An 18,211-nucleotide genomic window follows, 5' to 3' on the forward strand; every position below is an offset into this window, starting at 1 on the left:
TATGACGCTGATCTCCGAAGTCATCCAGGTTCCCGATGCCGTCCACAAGGGCGACTTCGTGTTGGACCTCGCCCAGGGTGTGGACAACGCCGAACGGACCCTTCGCGACTACGTTGTTACACCCGAGCTGGCACATCGGTTCGACCAGGCCCTGTCCCTCATCAAGAGTGGCCTCGACGACCGGAGCAGCAAGGCGGCCTACCTCGACGGCTCGTTCGGCTCCGGCAAGAGCCACTTCATGGCCGTCCTCCACGCCTTGCTGCAGAACCACCCGAAGGCCCGGGCGATCGACGACCTCGCCGTGGTGGTTCAGAAGTACGACGCCCTGATTAGCACGAAGAAGTTCCTGCTCGTGCCGTACCACCTGGTCGGCAAGGAGTCTGTCGAAGACGGCGTGCTCGGGGGATACCTCGCCCACGTCCGCACGGTGCATCCGGGGGCGCCGCTCCCTGCGGTCCTCCTCGACGCCCCGCTCCTCGACAGCGCCCGAGCACTTCGGGCGCGTATGGGCGACGAGGCGTTCTTCCCACTGCTAGGCGGCGAGGAAGGGGATGACGGCTGGGGCGACGTCGCCGCCGGATGGGATGCCGCCCGGTTCGACGCCGCTCTCCGCGCTGGCCCCGACCACCCCGACCGGACGGCACTGGTCACGACACTGCAGGCCGTGCTGCCCGGCTTCGCCGACCTCGCACGCGGTGCTCGCTCGGCGTACGTCAACATCGACGACGGGCTGGCCGCGATCAGCCAGCATGCGGCGCAGCTCGGCTACGACGGCCTGGTGCTCTTCCTCGACGAGCTCATCCTGTGGTTCGCCACCAGGATGGGCGACCACACGTGGGTCGCCCGCGAGGCGCCCAAGGTCGGCAAGCTCGTCGAGGCGGCGAATGCCAACCGCCCCGCGCCGATCATCAGCTTCATCGCCCGCCAGCGTGACCTTCGCGAACTCGTCGGCACCAACCTTCCAGGCACCGAACATCTCGCGTTCGCCGACAGCCTCAAGTGGTGGGAGGGCAGGTTCGGCAGTGTCTCGCTCTCCGACAACAACCTTCCCGTCATCGCATCCCGACGGGTCCTCAGGCCGCGCCACGACACTGCCCGCGCGCAGATCCACGCGGCGTTCGCGGCGACCGAACAGGTACGCCAGGACATCCGCTCGGCCCTGATGACGGGGAAAGCAGGGCGGGACGAGTTCCGACTCACCTATCCGTTCAGCCCGGCCTTCGTCGAGACGCTCATCGCGCTGTCAGGAGCGCTCCAGCGGGAACGTACCGCGCTGCGGGTCATGCAGCAGATCCTGGTCGAGCAGCGCGAGACCCTCGAACTCGGCCAGCTCGTTCCCATCGCCGATCTCTTCGACGTTCTCGTCGCCGGCGACGACCCGCTGACCGGAGAGCTGGGGAACCTCTGGCGCAGTGCCCAGAAGGTGTACGGCGACCTGCGCCGGCTCATTCTCGAGATTCACGGACTCAGCGAGGACGAGGTCGCGAGGCAGCCGGCGTCGCACGCGGTCTATCGCGACGACAAGATCGCCAAGACGCTGGTCCTCGCCGCTCTCATGCCTGAGGTGGAGTCGCTTCGCGACCTCACCGCGCGGAGGATCGTCGCGCTCAACCACGGCTACATTCGGTCGATGGTGCCCGGCCAGGAAGCCGGGATCGTGCTCCAGGCCGTACGCCAGTGGGCCGCCCGACTCGGCACCGTCCAGCTCACCGGTGACGCGGCGAACCCGCTGATCTCCGTCCGGCTCGAAGGCGTCGATATTGAGGGCATCCTCGACAATGCCAAGACCGCCGACTCCGCAGGCGCCCGCCGGCAGGTGCTCCGTACGCTGCTCTTTGAGATGCTCGGTGCCCGCGACAACGTTGGACTCGATGGCGTCACGGTCTACACCACCACGTGGCGCGGCACGAAGCGGAACGTTGAACTTCTCTACGGCAACGTCCGTGACCCTGCAGACCTGGGCGACAGCGCGTTCCAGCCGAGCCACGACGGGTGGCGGGCGATCTTCGATTACCCCTTCGATGAAGAGGGGCACTCGCCCGTCGAGGATCTCGAGCGGGTCCGAACGTTGCGCGACCGGCGTCCCGCGCACACCGTGTGCTGGGTGCCACGGCACCTCACGTCCCAGGCGGTGAGCGACCTAGGCCGCTACGTGCGGCTGCAGTACGCACTCGGGCCGAGCTTCGACCAGCTCGCTGGCCACCTGTCCGACAATGACCGAGCGATCGCTCGGCAACAGATGATTGCCCAACGCGACCAGCTGCGGAGCCGGCTGGAGAACGCGTTGCTCCAAGCGTACGGTCTCGGCACCGCCGACGAGACGCTCGTCGACACGGCTCACGGTGGGATCGACATGTTCGCCACTGTGGATCCCAGCTTCACGCCCAAGGTGCCGGCGGGCGCCAGCCTCCAACAGGCGTTCGAGAACCTCATCAACCAGATGCTCACCTTCGACTTCCCTGCCCACCCCATGTTCGGCACGGCGGAGGTACGGGCGGCCGAGCTGCGCAAGGTGCACGCACAGGTGCGGCGGGCGATCGAGGATCCCGGGCACCGCATCATGGTCGAGTCCACCGAACGTGCCGCCATGAATCGAGTCGCCGGCCCCCTTCGGCTTGGGGACCAGCATGCCCAGCATTTCGTGCTCGGTCACCACTGGGACCAGCACCTCACCCGCAAGATCGCCGAGGCCGACCGGGCCGGAAAGCCGGTCACTGTCGGCCAGTTGCGTGCTTGGCTCGACGAACCGAAACGGATGGGTCTGCCGCAGGAGATCGCCGATCTCGTCGTCCTCGTCTTCGCCGAGCAGACCAACCGCAGCGTCCTCGCCCACTCCCGACCGATCGACGTGGGCACGCTCCAGGCACTCCCCGCCGATGCCAGCGTCGTCGAGCAGGCGCTGCCGAGCGAGGAAGCGTGGAAGGAAGCGCGGGAACGCGCACAGGCGATCTTCGGCGTCGGCGACGTCACGGAACTACTGACCGCGCGGAACGTCAGCCTGCTTGCCGAGCGCGTCCGAGCGAAGGTTGCGTCCTACTCGTCCGCCGCCCATGAGTACCTCGCCGAGCTCACCGACAAGGGACCGACGGTGCTCGGCGGCGACGACGCAACAGCCACCGAGCGTTACCGCCTCGCAGATGGCGGGACCCGGCTCTGCGAGGAGATCACTGGTACGAGCGGCGACGTCGCCCTGGTCGAGCGCCTCGCCACTGTCACGTTGCCTGCGGCCGGACTCCACGTGGGCAAGAGCCTGGCCGCGGCGGCGGACCTCGTGACCGCGGTGCGACGAGTGGACTGGAACATGCTCACGACGGTGGCGAGCTGGGGACCGGAGCATCCATTCGGCCTGCGCGCGGCCGAGATCGTCAGGGCACTTGCCGAGGTCTGGAGAACGAACGAATTCGTCAAGCACCTCCAGCCGGCACTGGGCCTGGCGGACCGTAGCGCGCGCCAACTGGTGCTTGAAGCGACCAAGAAGGCAGACCCAACACCCCACCACCCTGTCGATGTTCCAGATGAGCCCGCGCCAACGGAGGGCGAGCTGACGGCTTCGGATCCCGCCGGTGCGCAAAGGATCGCATCGGCCATTGACGCGCTCATCCGGGACGGCAAGCGAGTACACGTGACGTGGAAGGTGATCGGGTGACGCTGCTTGCCACACCTGCGCTCGTGCGTTCGAAGGTGTCCGACGTCCTCCGGCTTGACTCCTCGGCGCGGGTGGTCGCGCTACTCGCCAACCCTTCCTGGAGTTACCCAGAGCACATCGACCTGCCCGGCGGTCGTGGCGCAGTCGTTCGTCCGTGCGTCTCCACCTTGGCGGTCCGCGACGCGCTGAGCGCGCTCGAGGATCTCGCTCCGGCCGATGTTCTCGTGCTGCTGACCGAGGAGGAGAGCGCGGCACTCGGTGACAGCATCAACGCTCGCCTCGCAGGGCAGCGGATCCTCCCGCTCGACCGCTGGCAGCATCTCATGAGTCTGTTTCGGGCCAAGGAAATCCATCCTGGCCTTACCCGGGAGTCCTGGGCGGTCGATGCGCTTCTTGCGTTGACCCCTTCTGACGGGTACCCGGCGGTCCGTAGCGGGTATCTCGACCGCGAAACTGCCCTGGGTGAACTGGCGGCGCGCTCGGCAGGGCTCGGGGAGCTCTACCTCGACCTCGCCGGACTCCTGCAGTGGACGCTCGACCCCGATAACCTCGAACGCTGGAAGACTCTCGATACCGATGTGCGGTCAGGACTGACCTCATGGCTGACCGAGCGTGGAGGTGACGGACGCGTCATCGACGCCGTCCTGCGGTGCATGGGTGGTGACTACGGCGCCGACACGGTTAGCGTGGGGCTGGCGCTCTCCGCGTTGGTAAATCCCAGTGTTCGGGACGAGGCGAAGGTGCCTCGCACGATGCTGGAGACACGCGCCGTCGGGGCGGCGCTCGATGACGATGTCTCCCGAGCGTGGGGCGAGACCGCCGACGCGCTCGTTCAGCGCAGCATCGCGGCCCAGGGGCGTACGGGCGTTGGTGCGGTGCTCCGCAGGGCGGAAGAACTTCTCGCCGAACAGAACGCGGTCGACTTCGCATGCGCGAGCAATGTCCTGGAGGTCTCGCTCGCTCAGCGCACTGTGCGTCTGGGGGAGGAGATCGACAGGCTGCTGCGCAAGCGGTCACTCGCCCCGGCGCACCTCGCTCCCCTCGAGGAAGCGCTAGCGGCCGTCGAGTCGCATGCCCTGGCCGATGATCACGCGGAACGCGTCCGCCGGGCAAGCATGGCAGTCCGGCTCGTCCGATGGGTCGTACGTCAGAAGAGGACGGCTTCGAAGCCGGCACTCGACCTGGCGGAAGCTGCCCGTCGCCAACAGGATATCGACGCCTGGGTGGACGTCGCCCGCGCGCGAGTGTGGGAAGGAGACGTCGACGCGACAGTGGGCTCGGCCTATGGCACGCTCTGCAGCATCGTCGACGGAATCCGAGCCGAGCATGAGGAACGCTTCGCTCGATTGCTAGCCGATCACGCGAAGACTGGCTCGACGCGCACGGACCTTCTCCCGGTCGAGGACGTGCTTGGTGAGATCTTGCTCCCGCTCGCGAAGGTTGAGCGCGTCCTCCTGCTGGTCCTCGACGGCATGTCGACAGGTGTCGCCCGCGAACTCTTTGCTGATTTGACCACGCGAGGCTGGGTCGAGCACGGTGTCGAGCCTGCCCGCCCGGTGCTGTCAGTCCTTCCGTCCATCACGCGGTTCTCTCGGACCAGCTTGATGACAGGTCGACTCATGGACGGGTCGGCGGCAACGGAGAAGTCGGCGTTCGCCGAACGGAAGTGGCCGCTCTTTCACAAGAGCGACCTGACCTCTGCTGGGCCAGGCGACGCACTCACGACTGCGGTGCTCAACGCGGTCAACGGGAATGCTCCGTTGGTTGGGGTCGTGGTGAACACCGTCGACGACGCCCTGGACAAGGGCGGCCGCACACCCTGGTCAGCGGAGTCGGTCGACCGGCTTCTCGACCTGCTCACAGCCGCTGAGCAGAGTCACCGAGTCGTCGTACTGGTGAGTGACCATGGCCATGTTCACGAGCGCGGATCGCGGCTCGAATCGGATGACAGTGCCGGCGCGCGCTTCCGTACGTCCATCCGGCCGATTGACAAGGATGAGGTTGAACTCACGGGTCCCCGTGTTCTCGCCGGGGAGGGCCGAATCGTCGCGGCGTGGAATGAGAAGCTCCGCTTCGGCAAGCAACGGAACGGCTATCACGGCGGCGCCAGCGCACAGGAGGTGGTCATCCCGCTCGCGCTGCTTGCGCGGAGCACACTCGACGTCGTGGGATGGCGCCCTCGTTACCACCCCCAACCCGACTGGTGGGCTGCCTCGGCGCCGGTAGAGGAGCCAAGCACTGCTCGTCCCGCGACGAAGGGGAAGCGTCCTCGCACCTCAGAGCCGGTGATCCGGGACGAAGATGCGCTGTTCGCCGCCGACGAGGTCGAGGCAGCCGGCTGGATCGACCGGGCACTTGCGAGCGACGTGATCCAGGACCAGCTACGTAGGGTCCGCCGTGGAGGCATGCCGGCTGACCGGCTCTGCATTCTGCTCGGGGTCCTGGATGCGCAAGGGGGAGCCGCCACCCGATCGGCGATCGCGCGTGCTCTGGACATCCCGGAAGGACGTGTGCCCGCTCAGGTCGCGGCAGCGCAACGAGTCGTGAACCTTGACGGGTATGAGGTCCTCAAGATGGAGGGCGAGACGATCCGGCTCAATGCCCCCATCCTCAGGACGCAGGTAGGGCAGGCATGAGTATCAGCGAGCAACGGCGACGTGAGGTGATAGACGCCCTCCGCCGCGGGACCGTCCCGAGGCAAGGGCTCGACGTCCTGGCTGTTGGGCTTAGTCGCTTCGAAGCTGCGGTCGATGATGATCTCGACCGCGTCGCCGCGGGGCAAGCCGTGTTCAAGGCCGTACGTGGTGAGTACGGTGCGGGAAAGACGTTCTTTAGCCGTTGGCTGGCCGAGCGGGCCAAACGCAAAGGGCTTGCCACGACGGAGGTGCAGATCTCGGAGAACGAGACGCCTCTCCATAGGCTGCAGACGGTCTTCCGCCGCCTTACTGAGCATCTCTCGACCGCTGAATTCGCGCCGAGCGCTTTCCGACCGGTCGTCGACTCGTGGTTCTTCGCGCTAGAAGAAGATGTGCTTGCCGCCGGGGACGTGCCCGAGGACGAGCTGGAACGGCGGGTCACCAAGCTTCTCGAGGAGCGGCTTGCGGTCGTCAGTCGGGTAGCGCCGTCGTTCGCAGCCGCGCTTCGTGGCTATCGGCGGGCAAGCGTCGATGGTGACTCTGGCGCGGCCGAAGGGTTGCTGGCCTGGCTCGGCGGACAGCCACATGTGGGCGCCTCGGTGAAGCATCGTGCCGGTATCCGAGGCGACCTAGATCACGACGGTGCGCTGGGCTTCCTCCAGGGCCTGTTGGCCGTCCTGCGCGATGGTGGACACACAGGCCTGTTGGTCGTCCTGGATGAAGTGGAGACGCTCCAACGCGTTCGTTCCGACGTACGCGACAAGGCGCTGAACGCCCTGCGGCAACTCGTGGACGACGTCGACTCCGGACGCTTTCCAGGGTTGATGCTCGTCGTTACGGGCACTCCGGCGTTCTTCGACGGTCCGCAGGGAATGCAGCGGTTGGCTCCGCTTGCACAGCGGCTACACGTTGACTTCTCCACCAGTGCCGTATTCGATAACCCCCGCGCTGTACAGATCCGACTCCCGGGCTTTGACAAGAACTCACTGTTGGAGCTCGGATCGAAAGTCCGCGACCTCTACATGCAAGGTTCACCTGACCGCCAGCGGCTCGCCGTGAGCGTAGACGACGGCTATGTCGCCGACCTGGCACGAGCGGTGACGGGCCACCTCGGAAACAAGGTTGGCGTGGCTCCACGCATCTTCGTGAAGAAGGTCGTCGATGTTCTAGACCGCGTCGATCAGCATCCCACCTTCGATCCGCGCCGGGACTACGCACTTCGCGTCACCGGAAACGAGCTGACTGAAGCCGAACGAGGCTCGATGCCAGCGCCGCCCCCACTCGCGCCGGCGGCATCTGTCGACGAGATCGATCTGCAGCTGTGACTGGCTTCGACGATCTTCACCCGGCTGTTCAGCACCACGTGGTGAACAGCCTTCGGTGGTCCTCGTTGCGACCGCTCCAGGAGGCGGCGGTCGAGCCAGTGCTTGCCGGCGATGATGCACTGCTCCTTGCCCCTACAGCCGGCGGCAAGACCGAGGCAGCGCTACTTCCTCTGCTATCGCGCATGGCCGACAAAGACTGGCGCGGCCTGAGCGTTCTATACGTCTGCCCACTTCGGGCGTTGCTGAACAACCTCGAACCGCGGGCATCCGCTATGGCGGGATGGCTGGGACGACGTGCGGCTGTCTGGCATGGAGACGTGACCGACTCCGTGAAGCGCCGGATCGCTAAGGACCCACCAGACATCCTGCTCACGACACCTGAGTCACTGGAAGCCATGCTCATGTCAGCCCGGGTGGACCATCAGTGGCTGTTTGCTGACCTGCGAGCCATCGTGATCGATGAGCTCCATGCCTTCGGGGGAGACGATCGGGGTTGGCACCTACTTGGAGTGCTGTCACGTCTCACCCGACTGGCCGGCCGGCAGGTCCAGCGGATCGGACTGTCGGCGACGGTGGGCAATCCCGAGGCGCTACTGGAGTGGTTGACGAGCGGGTCATCGACTGCACGTCAGGTAGTCAATCCGGAGGTTGACACGTCAGGGGCATCAGTGGATGTCGGTCTCGACTATGTGGGCTCGATCTCGAATGCCGCCAAGGTCATCGCCCGCCTCCACCAAGGCGAGAAGCGACTCGCGTTCTGCGACTCCCGTACGCAAGTGGAGGAGCTGGCGGTCGCGCTGCGCGCCAACGGGGTACGGACCTTTGTCTCCCACTCGTCCCTGTCCTCGGACGAGCGCCGGCAGGCGGAAGCAGGGTTTGCGTCAGAGTCCAACTGCGTCATCGTCGCAACGTCGACGCTCGAACTGGGGGTGGATATCGGCGACCTCGATCGAGTGATCCAGATCGACGCACCTACAACGGTCGCGTCGTTTCTGCAACGGATGGGCCGGACGGGACGGCGCGCCGGGACGACCCGCAACACCCTCTTTCTCGCCACGCGGACGAGCTCGCTCTGGTTGGCGGCAGCGATCCTGCTGCTGTGGGAGAGGGGGTACGTCGAGCCCGTCCAACCGCCCGTTCTTCCGCGCCATATCGTCGCTCAACAGATCCTCGGCCTGGTTCTGCAGGAGCGTCGCATCGTCCGCCACGATCTCTGGGAATGGCTCGACGGCCTTGCCGCAGTGCCAGGGGCCGAAGACGTCCTGGCACATCTCGTGGCGGAGGGGTTCGTGATCGACGATGGCGGACTGGTGTCGATCGGACCGCGCGCCGAGCAGGAGTTTGGCCGCCGCTACTTCATCGAACTCACGTCGGCCTTCACCAGTGAGCCGCTCCTCCAGGTGTTGTGGGGCCGCCAGCTGCTGGGATCGCTGTCGACCCTCTCAGTTGTGACCCGCCCGGACAAGGGGCCGACGCTGGTACTCCTTGGCGGCCGCTCTTGGGTGGTCACGCACATCGACTGGCGTAAGCGGCGGGTGTTCGTCGAACCGAGCGACCAGCGCGGACGATCGCGCTGGAGTGGCGGAGGCCGGAGCCTCTCGTATGCCTTGGCACGGGCACAGCATGATGTCGCCGCAGGTGAGACACCCGCGACTGTGTCGGTCTCTCGGCGGGCCGCCCAGGAGCTGAGCCAGATCCGGGAAGACCATGACTTCGTGTCTGCCGGCGACCGGACCTACGTCGTGCGTGATGCGGCAGGCCTCGTCCGGTGGTGGACCTTCGCCGGTCTCGCGGCCAACTCGATGCTCGCCGATGGGATAGCCGATCTAGTCGATGACCGCTCAGCTGCTGGCGATATGCGAATCAGGCTCAAGCCTCACGTCGGCTCCGCTGAAGTGCGGGAGGCCCTCGATCTGCGAGGGGAGGCAGTCCTCGCCGAGCAGCCGGCCATCGACGACGCGGCGCTTGACGGTCTGAAGTTCTCAGTGGCAGTTCCGGCGGGTCTGGGCAAGGCCACGCTGGCAGCACGTCTCAGAGATGACGCCGGAACGTACGCAACGCTGAACGCACCTTTACGTGATGCGAGCTACTGATCGGCGTACATGTTGCCAACGTAGGGGAGCGGCTACTTTGTATGCCAATGCGTGTCGGTTGAGAGCGAAAGGATGTGCCTCAAGCGTGAGAGATGATCTTCGCCAGTCGCGCCGGGTTGTGGCGACTTCCGGCAGTCGGGTGAGCGTTCAGCCATTGTGATGATCGACTCAGAGCTCGCCGAACTTGCTCGTTTGCTCAGAGGGCGCAACACCATCGATGTCCGCATTGGGCAGCTCATCAACCGACCCATGACCTCCGGGCATGCCGGCGAGTGGATCGCGTCGCGTATCTTCGACATCCAGCTTGAGCCAAGTGCCGTGGCCAGGGCCATCGACGGCCGCTTCCGCACGGGCCCGTTGGCAGGCAGGAGCGTCAACGTCAAGTGGTACCTCAAGCGCGAGAACATCCTCGACATGACCGAGTCGACCGTCGTCGACTACTATCTGGTGCTGACTGGGCCCAAGGCGTCTGCGAAGGACGCCAAGACTCTTCGACCGTGGTGCATTGACTCGGTGTACTTGTTCGATGCCCAGAAAGTGTCAGCCCACCAGCGGGTGCGCGGCGTAAAGAGCGGGATAGCCGCGAGTATCCCGGAAGCACAATGGCGAGCAGCCGAAATCTACCCCAATCCAACATGCGAATCCCTCCCGCTGACCATTGAGCAACGCAGGTGGGTCGCGCTGTTCGCCAATTGACTGTTCCATATTGATCAGCAAACATCGGCCGTTCAGTCGCACGGTGAGATACCGTCACGCCCGTCCAATGTCTCCACGGTCACCGCCCCTCGGGAGACGTCGCTGAAGCGGGCCGTGGGTGCCCCCACCGGGGAAAGATCGGTTAGCGGGCCACTACTGGCGCCACGCTTGCGGCGAGACGTGCAAAGCGGCGTCCGCGATCCGTTGCGCAGTCTTGGTCTGAAGGGCGGCTCGAGACGAGTCGATCCAAGCTTGGACATCTTGGTAGCCCGCATCGCGGTACTCGAGCGCTTGGACGAGGCACTCGAGCTTGTCGGCATCGTATGCGCAGCGCGCCTCAAGCGTCTCACGCGCTTCGTACTCCGCCACGGCGTCCTGGACGGTGCTCGCTGCTGGCCCGGGTAACGTGTCGGTCTGATCGGCTGTGATCTTCTCTGCTGCCTGAATCTGCAGGTACTTCTTCCCGGTGTGCGGGATGTCTCCCGTGCGCGTTTCCTGGGAGTCGTGCCAAACGCCGAGGTACGCGGCACGTGCGGGATCAGCGCCTTCCGCGGCTGCGATTAGGCCGGCGAGCTGAGCTACGCGCAGCGAGTGCTCTGCGACTGACTCCGGATCGCGAACTCCGACGTGCCACCAACCCGCCCGACGGAGTCGCTTGAGGACACCCATCTCGAACGCGAAGCTTGCCAGCGCACCGGCATCCTCAACGGTTGCTCTCTCGTGCCGATTCACTGTCCCTACTCTCTTTCCGCGATCCTCAGCGCATATTGTACGCTACGCAATTTTTCCTTTGTTTGGGCGCACAGGTCATCATCGACCAACTTCGATACTGCCGATTGGGCTGCATTTCGTACACTGGAGTGCTGCCGTGCCAATGTTGGCCTCACCAGTAGCAGCGTCCACAGTGAGTGAATGTTGAGTTCTTGATTGACTGGATCGTCAAGATGGGTGGCAAGGTGCGTGAACATGCGCGTGCCGCTCCATGCCGTGGCGTCCATCGAGAAAACGAATGAATCATCGGTTTGTAGCTCTTCGGATTCGCCAAGATAATAGGCCCAGTAGTTGAGGTTGGCGAGGACCTCACGATCTCCAGCCGTGTGGTAACGAATGAAGTGTTGCAGTGGCTCGGGATCGCCGGCCCTTGACAGCGCGATGGCTGACGACCTGGCGGCAAGCCACGCGGCCGGGTCGCCGAGTGCGCCCGTCACCGGACGATGCTCGTCAAGCAGCATCCGCTTGGTCGACGGTCGCCGATCGAATCCCAGCAGGAACGTAGCCTGGCGCCGTAACAGGAGGTCACCTGCGGAACGCTCTACCCCGCCCCGTAGGTTGTCGAAGAACTGGAGTTGCAACTCAGAGCTGAGGGTCGGGGCCTTGGCGACGGGTCCCCGCCGGCGACGTGCCCTGGGGAGGCTCCTGAGCTCCGGTGGCATGACGTTCGTTAGTGGCCACGCGATCAGCTTTGTAATCCTACGCTGATGTACTACACCAGCGAGCGGATGATCCGAGCCCACTCCAGAGTCGCCGCCAAGGACTGTCGCTGTGATGGCGAGGTCGGCTTCGATGGCGTCGGTCAGCAAGTGCACCGGGCCTGGCTTGGCACCAAGTCTGATGAGGCGACGCTTGAGCCTGGACAGTTCCGAGGTGCGGACGGCGGACAAGGGACGACGCCCAGTTTCCCAGCCCTGGACGGTGGCTACGTCGACGTCGAGCTGTTCGGCAAGGGAGACTTGTGTCGCCGGTAGGCTCTCGCGGACGACCTTGAGCACGTGTCCAGACACGATGCCGAGCGTGCTCGGCGAACTCCGACCGGCGTGCAGGGTTTCCAGGGAGCCCGACAAATGATCACCCCGTTGAGTCGTCGTTACCTGCGCATTGAACTTGTACTGCTGGTGAGTTCGTTCCGACGGCGTACAGCAATAGCGTCGATGACATGACTGAGAGACCGATTGGCGAAGGGGTGGACCACCAGCCCGAAGAATGTGCTGTGGGACGACTGGGCAGGAGGGTGGCGGCGCCAGCCCGCGCGGCAACTACGACAGCACGCGCCTCGGCGTTGGTCGAGGCGCGATTCCAGAACCGCGAGCACATAGTCATCGGGTTGTTGAAGTCTACTCAAGATGATGATGCTGGTAAGCCCGGCGGTGACGACTTGAGTGTCGTGTGCGCGCGGATCGACGTCATCTCAGCCCGTTTGGAGCGGGCTGAGGGGCGTGTTAGCGCGCTGATGGCCGAGGCTTCTTCGTGCCCTTCCGGAGAGCCTCAACCTGCTCCTCAAGCTGCTCGAGACGGTCAAGCATCTCGTCGAGGCGCCGCATGATTGCCGCGACATCGGACTGTTGGCTGCGGGCGGGGACTGGCTGTCGACTGCGTACGAACGTTCCGCGCCCCTGCCACGTGGTGATGAGGCCGTCCTCACGGAGTACGCGTAGAGCCTGTTGCACGGTTCCTGTCGAGACGCCGTACTCGCCTGCAAGGTCACGCACGGAGCTGAGCTGGTCGCCGACGGGGATCGAGCCCGACGTGATGGCGACCCTGATGCTGGCCGCGACCTGCTGGTACGGCTGCTGGGGGTCCTCGACATCGAGCGGCTTGCGGCTCACATCTAGAGGTTAAGGGAGCGGGCTTGTGCCTAGAGACGCGCCTCACATCACTATGTCGATAATGTCATCACTGTTGATACAGTGGCGATCGTTGACTGCCGAGTCTTCTGGAGGAGCATCGTGACTGCAGTGCTACGTGGTAAGGGAGAGGCGGCTGCCGCGGAGCCGCGCAGGTTCTTCAGCGTCGCTGAGGTGGCGCGGATGCTCGGCATGTCCGAGATGACGCTGTACCGGGCGATCCACGCTGGGGAGTTCCCGGCCATTCGGATCCGCGGCCGGCTGATCGTGCCGGCGAAGGCGCTCGACGAGATCGTCGACCAGGCGCTGAACCAGCGGGCAGTCGTCGACGCCGCGGACTGGGCTCCAGCAAGTGGTGTTGCGGGATGACTGGCACCCGGCTGGACCTCCAGGAGCAGCACCGCGCAGTCGACGCGATCGCGGCGGTGGCAGGTGAGCTGCGTCGGATGGCGGCACGCCGTGAAGAGCGTGCCCGGGACCTGTTCGCGCGTGCCGGGTATTGGCGGGCAGATCCTGACGCCGTCGAGCACTCGGCGGTGGCACGAGCTCTGCGCGCCGAGGCAGATGCGATCGAGGCGCGTGGGTCGGTTGAGGGAGGTCCGGCCTGATGGGGGTCGTTTACTGCGGTGCGTACGCCGACCTGATCGGTGATGAGCACGAAGGTTACGCCGCTCGACGTCTGGCGGACGGGACGCTGACAGGCACCTGGACGGCAGCAACGGCGGAGTTCAATGCGTATGTCGGCGCCTGCGGGTGTGGCTGGCGCGCGCCTGTTGAGCGCGAACCGAATGAGGCCGGGGAGGCCGCCGCACTCGAGGACTGGGACCGGGAGCACCTGCAGCTGCTGATCGCGCAAGCCCGTCGCGCCTGGTTGCCGTGGGCTGAACGGGTCGGATCGCGCGCGAGAACCGTCGCCGGCCACGTCGCTGAGGGCCGCCTTGATCTCGCTGTCTCGGTCGCCGAACGGCTGGAGGCCGACATCGCCTTCTGGCGGCGCATCGCCGAGGGGCTGGTCGAGGAGGCGCGGCGGTGAGCGTTGTGGCTCTGAGCACCGAGGTCGTGTTCGACGGCGTCGCGGTCGAGGCCGAACGGCGGGCGCTGGTGGCCGAGCTGGCTGCCGAGAGGTTCGGATCGATTCACCTGCACCGCGACGGCCGGCCCTACGCCAAGGAGGTCGAGGCTGCCCGGCACCTGGAGCGGGCGGCCGAGTTCGCTCGCGAGGTCGCAGAGCATGAGCGCCGACGCTGCGCTGCTGAACACGCCTCACGCCGGGACGAGGCGCGAGGGGAGGGCATGGCGTGACCTCCACGTCCACCGACTTCAGCACTCGCGTGAGCGCCAGCCATACGCCGGTCCGCCCGGGAGGGCGGTACCGGGCGTACGTCGCCGCGCTCGGCATCGTCGCCCTCGGCGCCGGCGTTTTCTCGTGGGACGGCTGGCTGAGCCTGATGACCGCAGCCGACCTGTCGCTGCCGTGGCTCGCGGCAATTGTCCTGGACGTCTACATCTTCGTTGGCATGGCTAAGGCTCTCGATCCGACCGCCGGGCCCCGCCTCCGCCGGTACGCGTGGTGGACATCGCTGTTGACGATGGCGGTGTCGGCTGCTGGCTCCGCCATCGGGCACTTCATCCAGGCCCAGCACATCGACCAGATCGGATGGATGGCGGCCGTCGTGGTTCCGGTCGTGCTTACCGCGTTGTTTGCCGCCTCGGCGCACCTGATCAGCCTGATCCGCTCCGACACCGGCAACCACGACGCAGGAACCCAGGATGGTCGTGTTCGGCGGGTCGGCAAGGCCCGCTCGCCCGGACGTACCACCGGGACCGCCCGGCAATCCTCGGCAGCCATTGCTAAGGACGCAGATGGCCCTGCCGACTCTGTCCCCTCGACTGCCGGTGGTCGCTCCCGGCAGTCGAGGGCTCCACATGGCGACGTCACCAGCGACGTCGCCGCCGGCGAGGTCGTACAGATTGGCAGGCACCGCGGTCGCGGCAACCGTTCGGTGCGGGGCGAAAAGGCTCCGCTGGTGAAGGCGTACCGCGATCGGGTGATTGCCGCCGAAGGCCGGGAGCCCGGCACAGCGGAGATCTCCCGTGAGACCGGCGTCTCTGACCGCACTGTCCGCGACGTCGTAGCGAAGCTGCGGGCCGACGACGACCCGGCGGAGGGCCGGACCTCGGATGAGACCGCTGCTACTGCGGGCGACCAGACCGGCTCGGCGCGCCGCGAGGTGAGCACATGACAAGTCCTCTGACGGCGGGCGCCGGTCGTGACACGACGTGTGGGTGCCGGGTGGGGAGCGGCAAGGTACGGGCGGGCACCGGGCGGAGGCGGCGCTGGTCTTCGCCGGCAGCCGTCCGCACGGCCGCCGCCGGCAACGCCGGTGCTGTCGGTGCTGTCGGTGCCGGGCGGCAGGACGGCGACCGGCAATACGCCGCTATCGCCGTGGCACATGCCGGCGCGGAAGGACCGGCAACCAGCTGTGACTGCCAGTCCGGTGTGCGGCTGACGACTTGGCGTGCCGGCTACTCCACGGCCGGCACCAAGGCAGACGCGTTCGCGACGGGGGAGGGCAGCTGATGGCAGGTCGGCGAAACAGCCGGGACGCAAGGGAGGCGCTGGTGGCGCGCCACCGAGCGCGGTCGATGGCGCTCGAGCGCAGGCTCGGAGGTCTGGCGGGCCATCCAACCGGACAGGTCTCTGCGGCCGCGGACTACCTGCGAGGGGCGATCACAAGGACAAGCCGCGATGTTCCGTCCGAGGCCGCCGCAACTGCTCGGGAGGCCGTGGCGCTGCTCACCGAGCTCGGAGATCAGCTGTTCAAGGCCGCGATCCAGAAGAGGAGGTCAACGCGATGAGGACCACACCGAGCGGAAGCGCCCGGACGGGCGACGAGGAACGTCCCATGTTGCGAGCCGTGCATGAGCAGGCGCCTTCGAGCCAGCGACATCCAGCGACAGACGGTGAGGTTCCGATCGGAACTTCCGATGGTGCCCGTGTGTCGGAAGACCGCCCGACGCGGGGAACACGCGTATACGCGCACGCGAGGAACGCGGTTTCGGCGGCCAGCTCACGGGTCACAGATCGTGACTTGTGGCTGCGAGTGGCGCGGTGGCTGTGGGGAGAGGCGAGTCCCAACGGCGACCCGGGGGTCGGCGGGTTGTTCCGTCCCCCGGATGTCTGGTCGAAGGACCGACCGAGCCTGCGTCGGCTCTTCGCGTACGCCCGCTGGGGCGTCCAGCACCCAGCCAATGGCCCCCTGCGCGGGCTCAGTATCACGTACGCGGTCGTTGGTTTCGTTGTTCAGGCCGGCCTGTATTACGCCGCCTGGCTTGTCGAGCGGCCAGCCCGCCTGGTCGCGGGCTACGTACTGGTTGCCCTGCTGATGCAGATACCGCCAGTCCGCGACGTCGCAATCGCCGTGGTCGCCGTTCTGATCGCCCCACTGACCTGGCTTGCCTGAGCAAAGCAGAGAGGAGACACGCACATGTCATTGACATTGGGTGCCGCCGCGGCAATCGGGTTCGCGCTGGCACTCCTCTTGATGCGGAAGAAGGCGTGGCCGCGGGCAGTGCCGTGGTTGATGTTGATTGCCGGCCTGGGTGTTGCCGGCCTCCTCGGCAACCTGCTGCACCGGTTTGCCGGGGCGGCGGAACGCGTGACTGGTGCCGGCACTGCCGCCGTGTTTGGTGTCGCGGTGCCGGTCCTCCTTGCCGTGGTGATGGGTGCCTACCTGTTCATCCACCTCAAGCCGAAGGGTGCCCCACCCACGCGGGTGACTGCGTGGACGGCATTGCTGTTCCCCGCGGTGCTTACTGCCGTCGGCGGAGCGTTTGCCGGCGTTGCCGCAGTTGCCGAGGGAGCTCTCGGCACTGTCGGGCAAACCGTCGGCTCGCTCTTCAACGACGTGATCTCCGGACTGGGGGCCTGATGGAAACCGTCATGTTGTGCCTGCTGATCTCTGCGGTCGTGATGCGCAAGTCGGTCGCGGACATTCCGTTCATGGTCCGCGGAAAGACTCCGCCCTCACACGAGCTGCGGATGGCCGAACTCCGGCGCCGCGAGGGCCTCGAGGAGCGGCGTACGGCCGTACGCGCAGCGAAGGCCGAGGCTCGCCGGGCTCGCGGCCGTCCGGGACGGGACTACCTCCGGGCGCTGTACGACCACTCGATGACTCAGGCGATGCGGCGCCGGAAAGCCAAGTGGCTGGCTATCGATCCCGTGAAAGCGGAGCGGTACGAACGAAGGATGGCGGACCGCGCCACCCGGATGCGCGACGCCGCAGCAGCTCGGGAACGCGGCGAGAGAGTCGGCCTCTCCAGGAAAGCCGCTGCGTTCCGATCCGCTTCGAAGGGTTGGCTGCAGCGGCACAACTTCGTCGCCGGTCCAGCGTCGCCGGAGCGGGCACCTGTGACGGAGGCGTCGGTCGACGATGCAGCCCCGCAGGAGACCACCACGACGACGGACGACTTGGGTGACGGTCGCGACAACAGGCCGACGTGTGACGAGCGACGCGTCGACGATGACGAGGAAGTGCAGGAGCCCGAGCCGGTGATGTCCGCCGCCGAGTGGTTGTGGCAACACGCCTTCGCCCACGCGAAGTCGGCAACAGATGACGCGAAATTCGCCTACCGCTACGCGTCCGGATACGTCGATCGCTACGCAGATACGCCGCTGACGGAGCGGCCGGCGCACGACGCAGTCTGCCTCGGCGAGTGGCTCGAATACCTCCGGGACCGCAGCCGCACAAGCATGGGCCAGGCACCTGAACAGAAGACGGACGCTGCACTTGGCGCCATGAAAGGCACCGCCCCTGGTGCCGACCAACACATCCCCACCCAGGAAGGAAACCGTATGTCTGCTGCAACTGGTGAGACGACGACCCTGAGTCAGACCATCGCCTCGATCGAGGCGTGGGAGAAGGAGACCCAGAACGCCATTGGCAGCTTGGAGATGTCTATGGCAAGCCTGGAAGGGGCTGAGGTCGGCCCGTCTGTGACAGGGGCGATCGCCGAGGCCCGGGAGGCGTTCGCGACCGCGGCAGCGGCATTCGCGAAGGCAAAGGGAGCGCTGGAGCCGTCGCAGCAGATCGGCGACCTGTACAACTCCGCGCCCGATGCGGGCTCGAAGGAGTTCGTGAAGAACTAACCCACAGTCGCCCGGTCGGCGGAAGTGCTGGCCGGCCGGGCGACC

At 66.2% G+C, this 18,211-nt stretch carries 17 protein-coding genes; 14 read left to right on the forward strand and 3 right to left on the reverse strand.

Annotation, left to right across the window (positions count from 1 at the left end; all coding sequences use genetic code 11):
* The first annotated feature begins 1 nt into the window (after window position 1).
* The 5 genes from ABN028_RS15910 to ABN028_RS15930 all read left to right on the forward strand — a co-directional run bounded on the left by ABN028_RS15910 (window position 2) and on the right by ABN028_RS15930 (window position 10,396).
* Window positions 2-3,646: a DUF6079 family protein gene (locus ABN028_RS15910; protein WP_349697101.1), complete on the forward strand. Its 3,645-nt coding sequence runs from the start codon at window positions 2-4 to the stop codon at window positions 3,644-3,646.
* A complete protein-coding gene (gene pglZ / locus ABN028_RS15915; protein ID WP_349697102.1) occupies window positions 3,643-6,282 on the forward strand; it encodes a BREX-2 system phosphatase PglZ in 2,640 nt (879 codons plus the stop codon). Before ABN028_RS15910 ends, pglZ begins: the two co-directional genes overlap by 4 nt.
* Window positions 6,279-7,607 carry a BREX system ATP-binding protein BrxD gene (gene brxD, locus ABN028_RS15920; protein WP_349697103.1) on the forward strand — a complete coding sequence of 443 codons (1,329 nt, stop codon included), beginning with the start codon at window positions 6,279-6,281 and terminating at the stop codon, window positions 7,605-7,607. Before pglZ ends, brxD begins: the two co-directional genes overlap by 4 nt.
* Before the next feature lie 41 nt (window positions 7,608-7,648).
* Entirely contained in the window at window positions 7,649-9,700 is a 2,052-nt protein-coding gene (locus ABN028_RS15925) for a DEAD/DEAH box helicase (RefSeq protein WP_349697104.1), read from the forward strand.
* 159 nt (window positions 9,701-9,859) lie between these two features.
* Entirely contained in the window at window positions 9,860-10,396 is a 537-nt protein-coding gene (locus tag ABN028_RS15930) for a hypothetical protein (protein ID WP_349697105.1), read from the forward strand.
* 153 nt (window positions 10,397-10,549) lie between these two features.
* Here the strand turns inward: ABN028_RS15930 and ABN028_RS15935 are convergent, their stop codons facing one another.
* The 3 genes from ABN028_RS15935 to ABN028_RS15945 all read right to left on the reverse strand — a co-directional run bounded on the left by ABN028_RS15935 (window position 10,550) and on the right by ABN028_RS15945 (window position 12,999).
* Window positions 10,550-11,128: an HD domain-containing protein gene (locus ABN028_RS15935; RefSeq protein WP_349697106.1), complete on the reverse strand. Its 579-nt coding sequence runs from the start codon at window positions 11,126-11,128 to the stop codon at window positions 10,550-10,552.
* Between the two features lie 5 nt (window positions 11,129-11,133).
* Window positions 11,134-12,177: a helix-turn-helix domain-containing protein gene (locus tag ABN028_RS15940; protein WP_349697107.1), complete on the reverse strand. Its 1,044-nt coding sequence runs from the start codon at window positions 12,175-12,177 to the stop codon at window positions 11,134-11,136.
* Window positions 12,178-12,612: 435 nt separating this feature from the next.
* On the reverse strand, window positions 12,613-12,999 hold the full coding sequence (locus ABN028_RS15945) for a GntR family transcriptional regulator (RefSeq protein ID WP_349697108.1): 387 nt from the start codon (window positions 12,997-12,999) through the stop codon (window positions 12,613-12,615).
* Window positions 13,000-13,119: 120 nt separating this feature from the next.
* On the opposite strand from ABN028_RS15945, the gene ABN028_RS15950 reads away from it, so the two are divergent.
* The 9 genes from ABN028_RS15950 to ABN028_RS15990 all read left to right on the forward strand — a co-directional run bounded on the left by ABN028_RS15950 (window position 13,120) and on the right by ABN028_RS15990 (window position 18,166).
* Window positions 13,120-13,386 (forward strand): helix-turn-helix domain-containing protein, encoded by a 267-nt coding sequence (locus ABN028_RS15950; protein ID WP_349697109.1) that lies wholly within the window; start codon window positions 13,120-13,122, stop codon window positions 13,384-13,386.
* Window positions 13,383-13,625 (forward strand): hypothetical protein, encoded by a 243-nt coding sequence (locus ABN028_RS15955; RefSeq protein ID WP_349697110.1) that lies wholly within the window; start codon window positions 13,383-13,385, stop codon window positions 13,623-13,625. The genes ABN028_RS15950 and ABN028_RS15955 overlap by 4 nt, the downstream gene beginning before the upstream one ends.
* Window positions 13,625-14,050: a hypothetical protein gene (locus ABN028_RS15960; protein ID WP_349697111.1), complete on the forward strand. Its 426-nt coding sequence runs from the start codon at window positions 13,625-13,627 to the stop codon at window positions 14,048-14,050. The genes ABN028_RS15955 and ABN028_RS15960 overlap by 1 nt, the downstream gene beginning before the upstream one ends.
* Window positions 14,047-14,319 (forward strand): hypothetical protein, encoded by a 273-nt coding sequence (locus ABN028_RS15965; protein WP_349697112.1) that lies wholly within the window; start codon window positions 14,047-14,049, stop codon window positions 14,317-14,319. Before ABN028_RS15960 ends, ABN028_RS15965 begins: the two co-directional genes overlap by 4 nt.
* Window positions 14,316-15,260, forward strand: a complete 945-nt coding sequence (locus ABN028_RS15970) for a hypothetical protein (RefSeq protein WP_349697113.1) — start codon at window positions 14,316-14,318, stop codon at window positions 15,258-15,260. Before ABN028_RS15965 ends, ABN028_RS15970 begins: the two co-directional genes overlap by 4 nt.
* Complete coding sequence (locus tag ABN028_RS15975) at window positions 15,257-15,598, forward strand: hypothetical protein (protein WP_349697114.1); 342 nt, start codon at window positions 15,257-15,259, stop codon at window positions 15,596-15,598. Before ABN028_RS15970 ends, ABN028_RS15975 begins: the two co-directional genes overlap by 4 nt.
* 511 nt (window positions 15,599-16,109) lie before the next feature.
* Window positions 16,110-16,481 (forward strand): hypothetical protein, encoded by a 372-nt coding sequence (locus ABN028_RS15980; RefSeq protein WP_349697115.1) that lies wholly within the window; start codon window positions 16,110-16,112, stop codon window positions 16,479-16,481.
* Window positions 16,482-16,505: 24 nt separating this feature from the next.
* The gene (locus ABN028_RS15985; RefSeq protein WP_349697116.1) at window positions 16,506-16,949 is read left to right on the forward strand and encodes a hypothetical protein; all 444 of its coding nucleotides are present in this window, start codon (window positions 16,506-16,508) and stop codon (window positions 16,947-16,949) included.
* Window positions 16,949-18,166, forward strand: coding sequence for a hypothetical protein (locus ABN028_RS15990; RefSeq protein WP_349697117.1), 1,218 nt, complete (start codon window positions 16,949-16,951; stop codon window positions 18,164-18,166). Before ABN028_RS15985 ends, ABN028_RS15990 begins: the two co-directional genes overlap by 1 nt.
* The last annotated feature ends 45 nt before the right edge of the window (window positions 18,167-18,211 follow it).

This window comes from Actinopolymorpha sp. B17G11 (assembly GCF_040196095.1).
Lineage (GTDB): Bacteria > Actinomycetota > Actinomycetes > Propionibacteriales > Actinopolymorphaceae > Thermasporomyces.

Bases quoted from the DNA above. Each gene is read 5' to 3' on its own strand.
- ABN028_RS15910 (WP_349697101.1), top strand. From the start codon at position 2: ATGACGCTGATCTCCGAAGTCATCCAGGTTCCCGATGCCGTCCACAAG.
- brxD (WP_349697103.1), top strand. From the start codon at position 6,279: ATGAGTATCAGCGAGCAACGGCGACGTGAGGTGATAGACGCCCTCCGC.
- ABN028_RS15930 (WP_349697105.1), top strand. From the start codon at position 9,860: ATGATCGACTCAGAGCTCGCCGAACTTGCTCGTTTGCTCAGAGGGCGC.
- ABN028_RS15955 (WP_349697110.1), top strand. From the start codon at position 13,383: ATGACTGGCACCCGGCTGGACCTCCAGGAGCAGCACCGCGCAGTCGAC.
- ABN028_RS15960 (WP_349697111.1), top strand. From the start codon at position 13,625: ATGGGGGTCGTTTACTGCGGTGCGTACGCCGACCTGATCGGTGATGAG.
- ABN028_RS15975 (WP_349697114.1), top strand. From the start codon at position 15,257: ATGACAAGTCCTCTGACGGCGGGCGCCGGTCGTGACACGACGTGTGGG.
- ABN028_RS15985 (WP_349697116.1), top strand. From the start codon at position 16,506: ATGTCATTGACATTGGGTGCCGCCGCGGCAATCGGGTTCGCGCTGGCA.
- ABN028_RS15990 (WP_349697117.1), top strand. From the start codon at position 16,949: ATGGAAACCGTCATGTTGTGCCTGCTGATCTCTGCGGTCGTGATGCGC.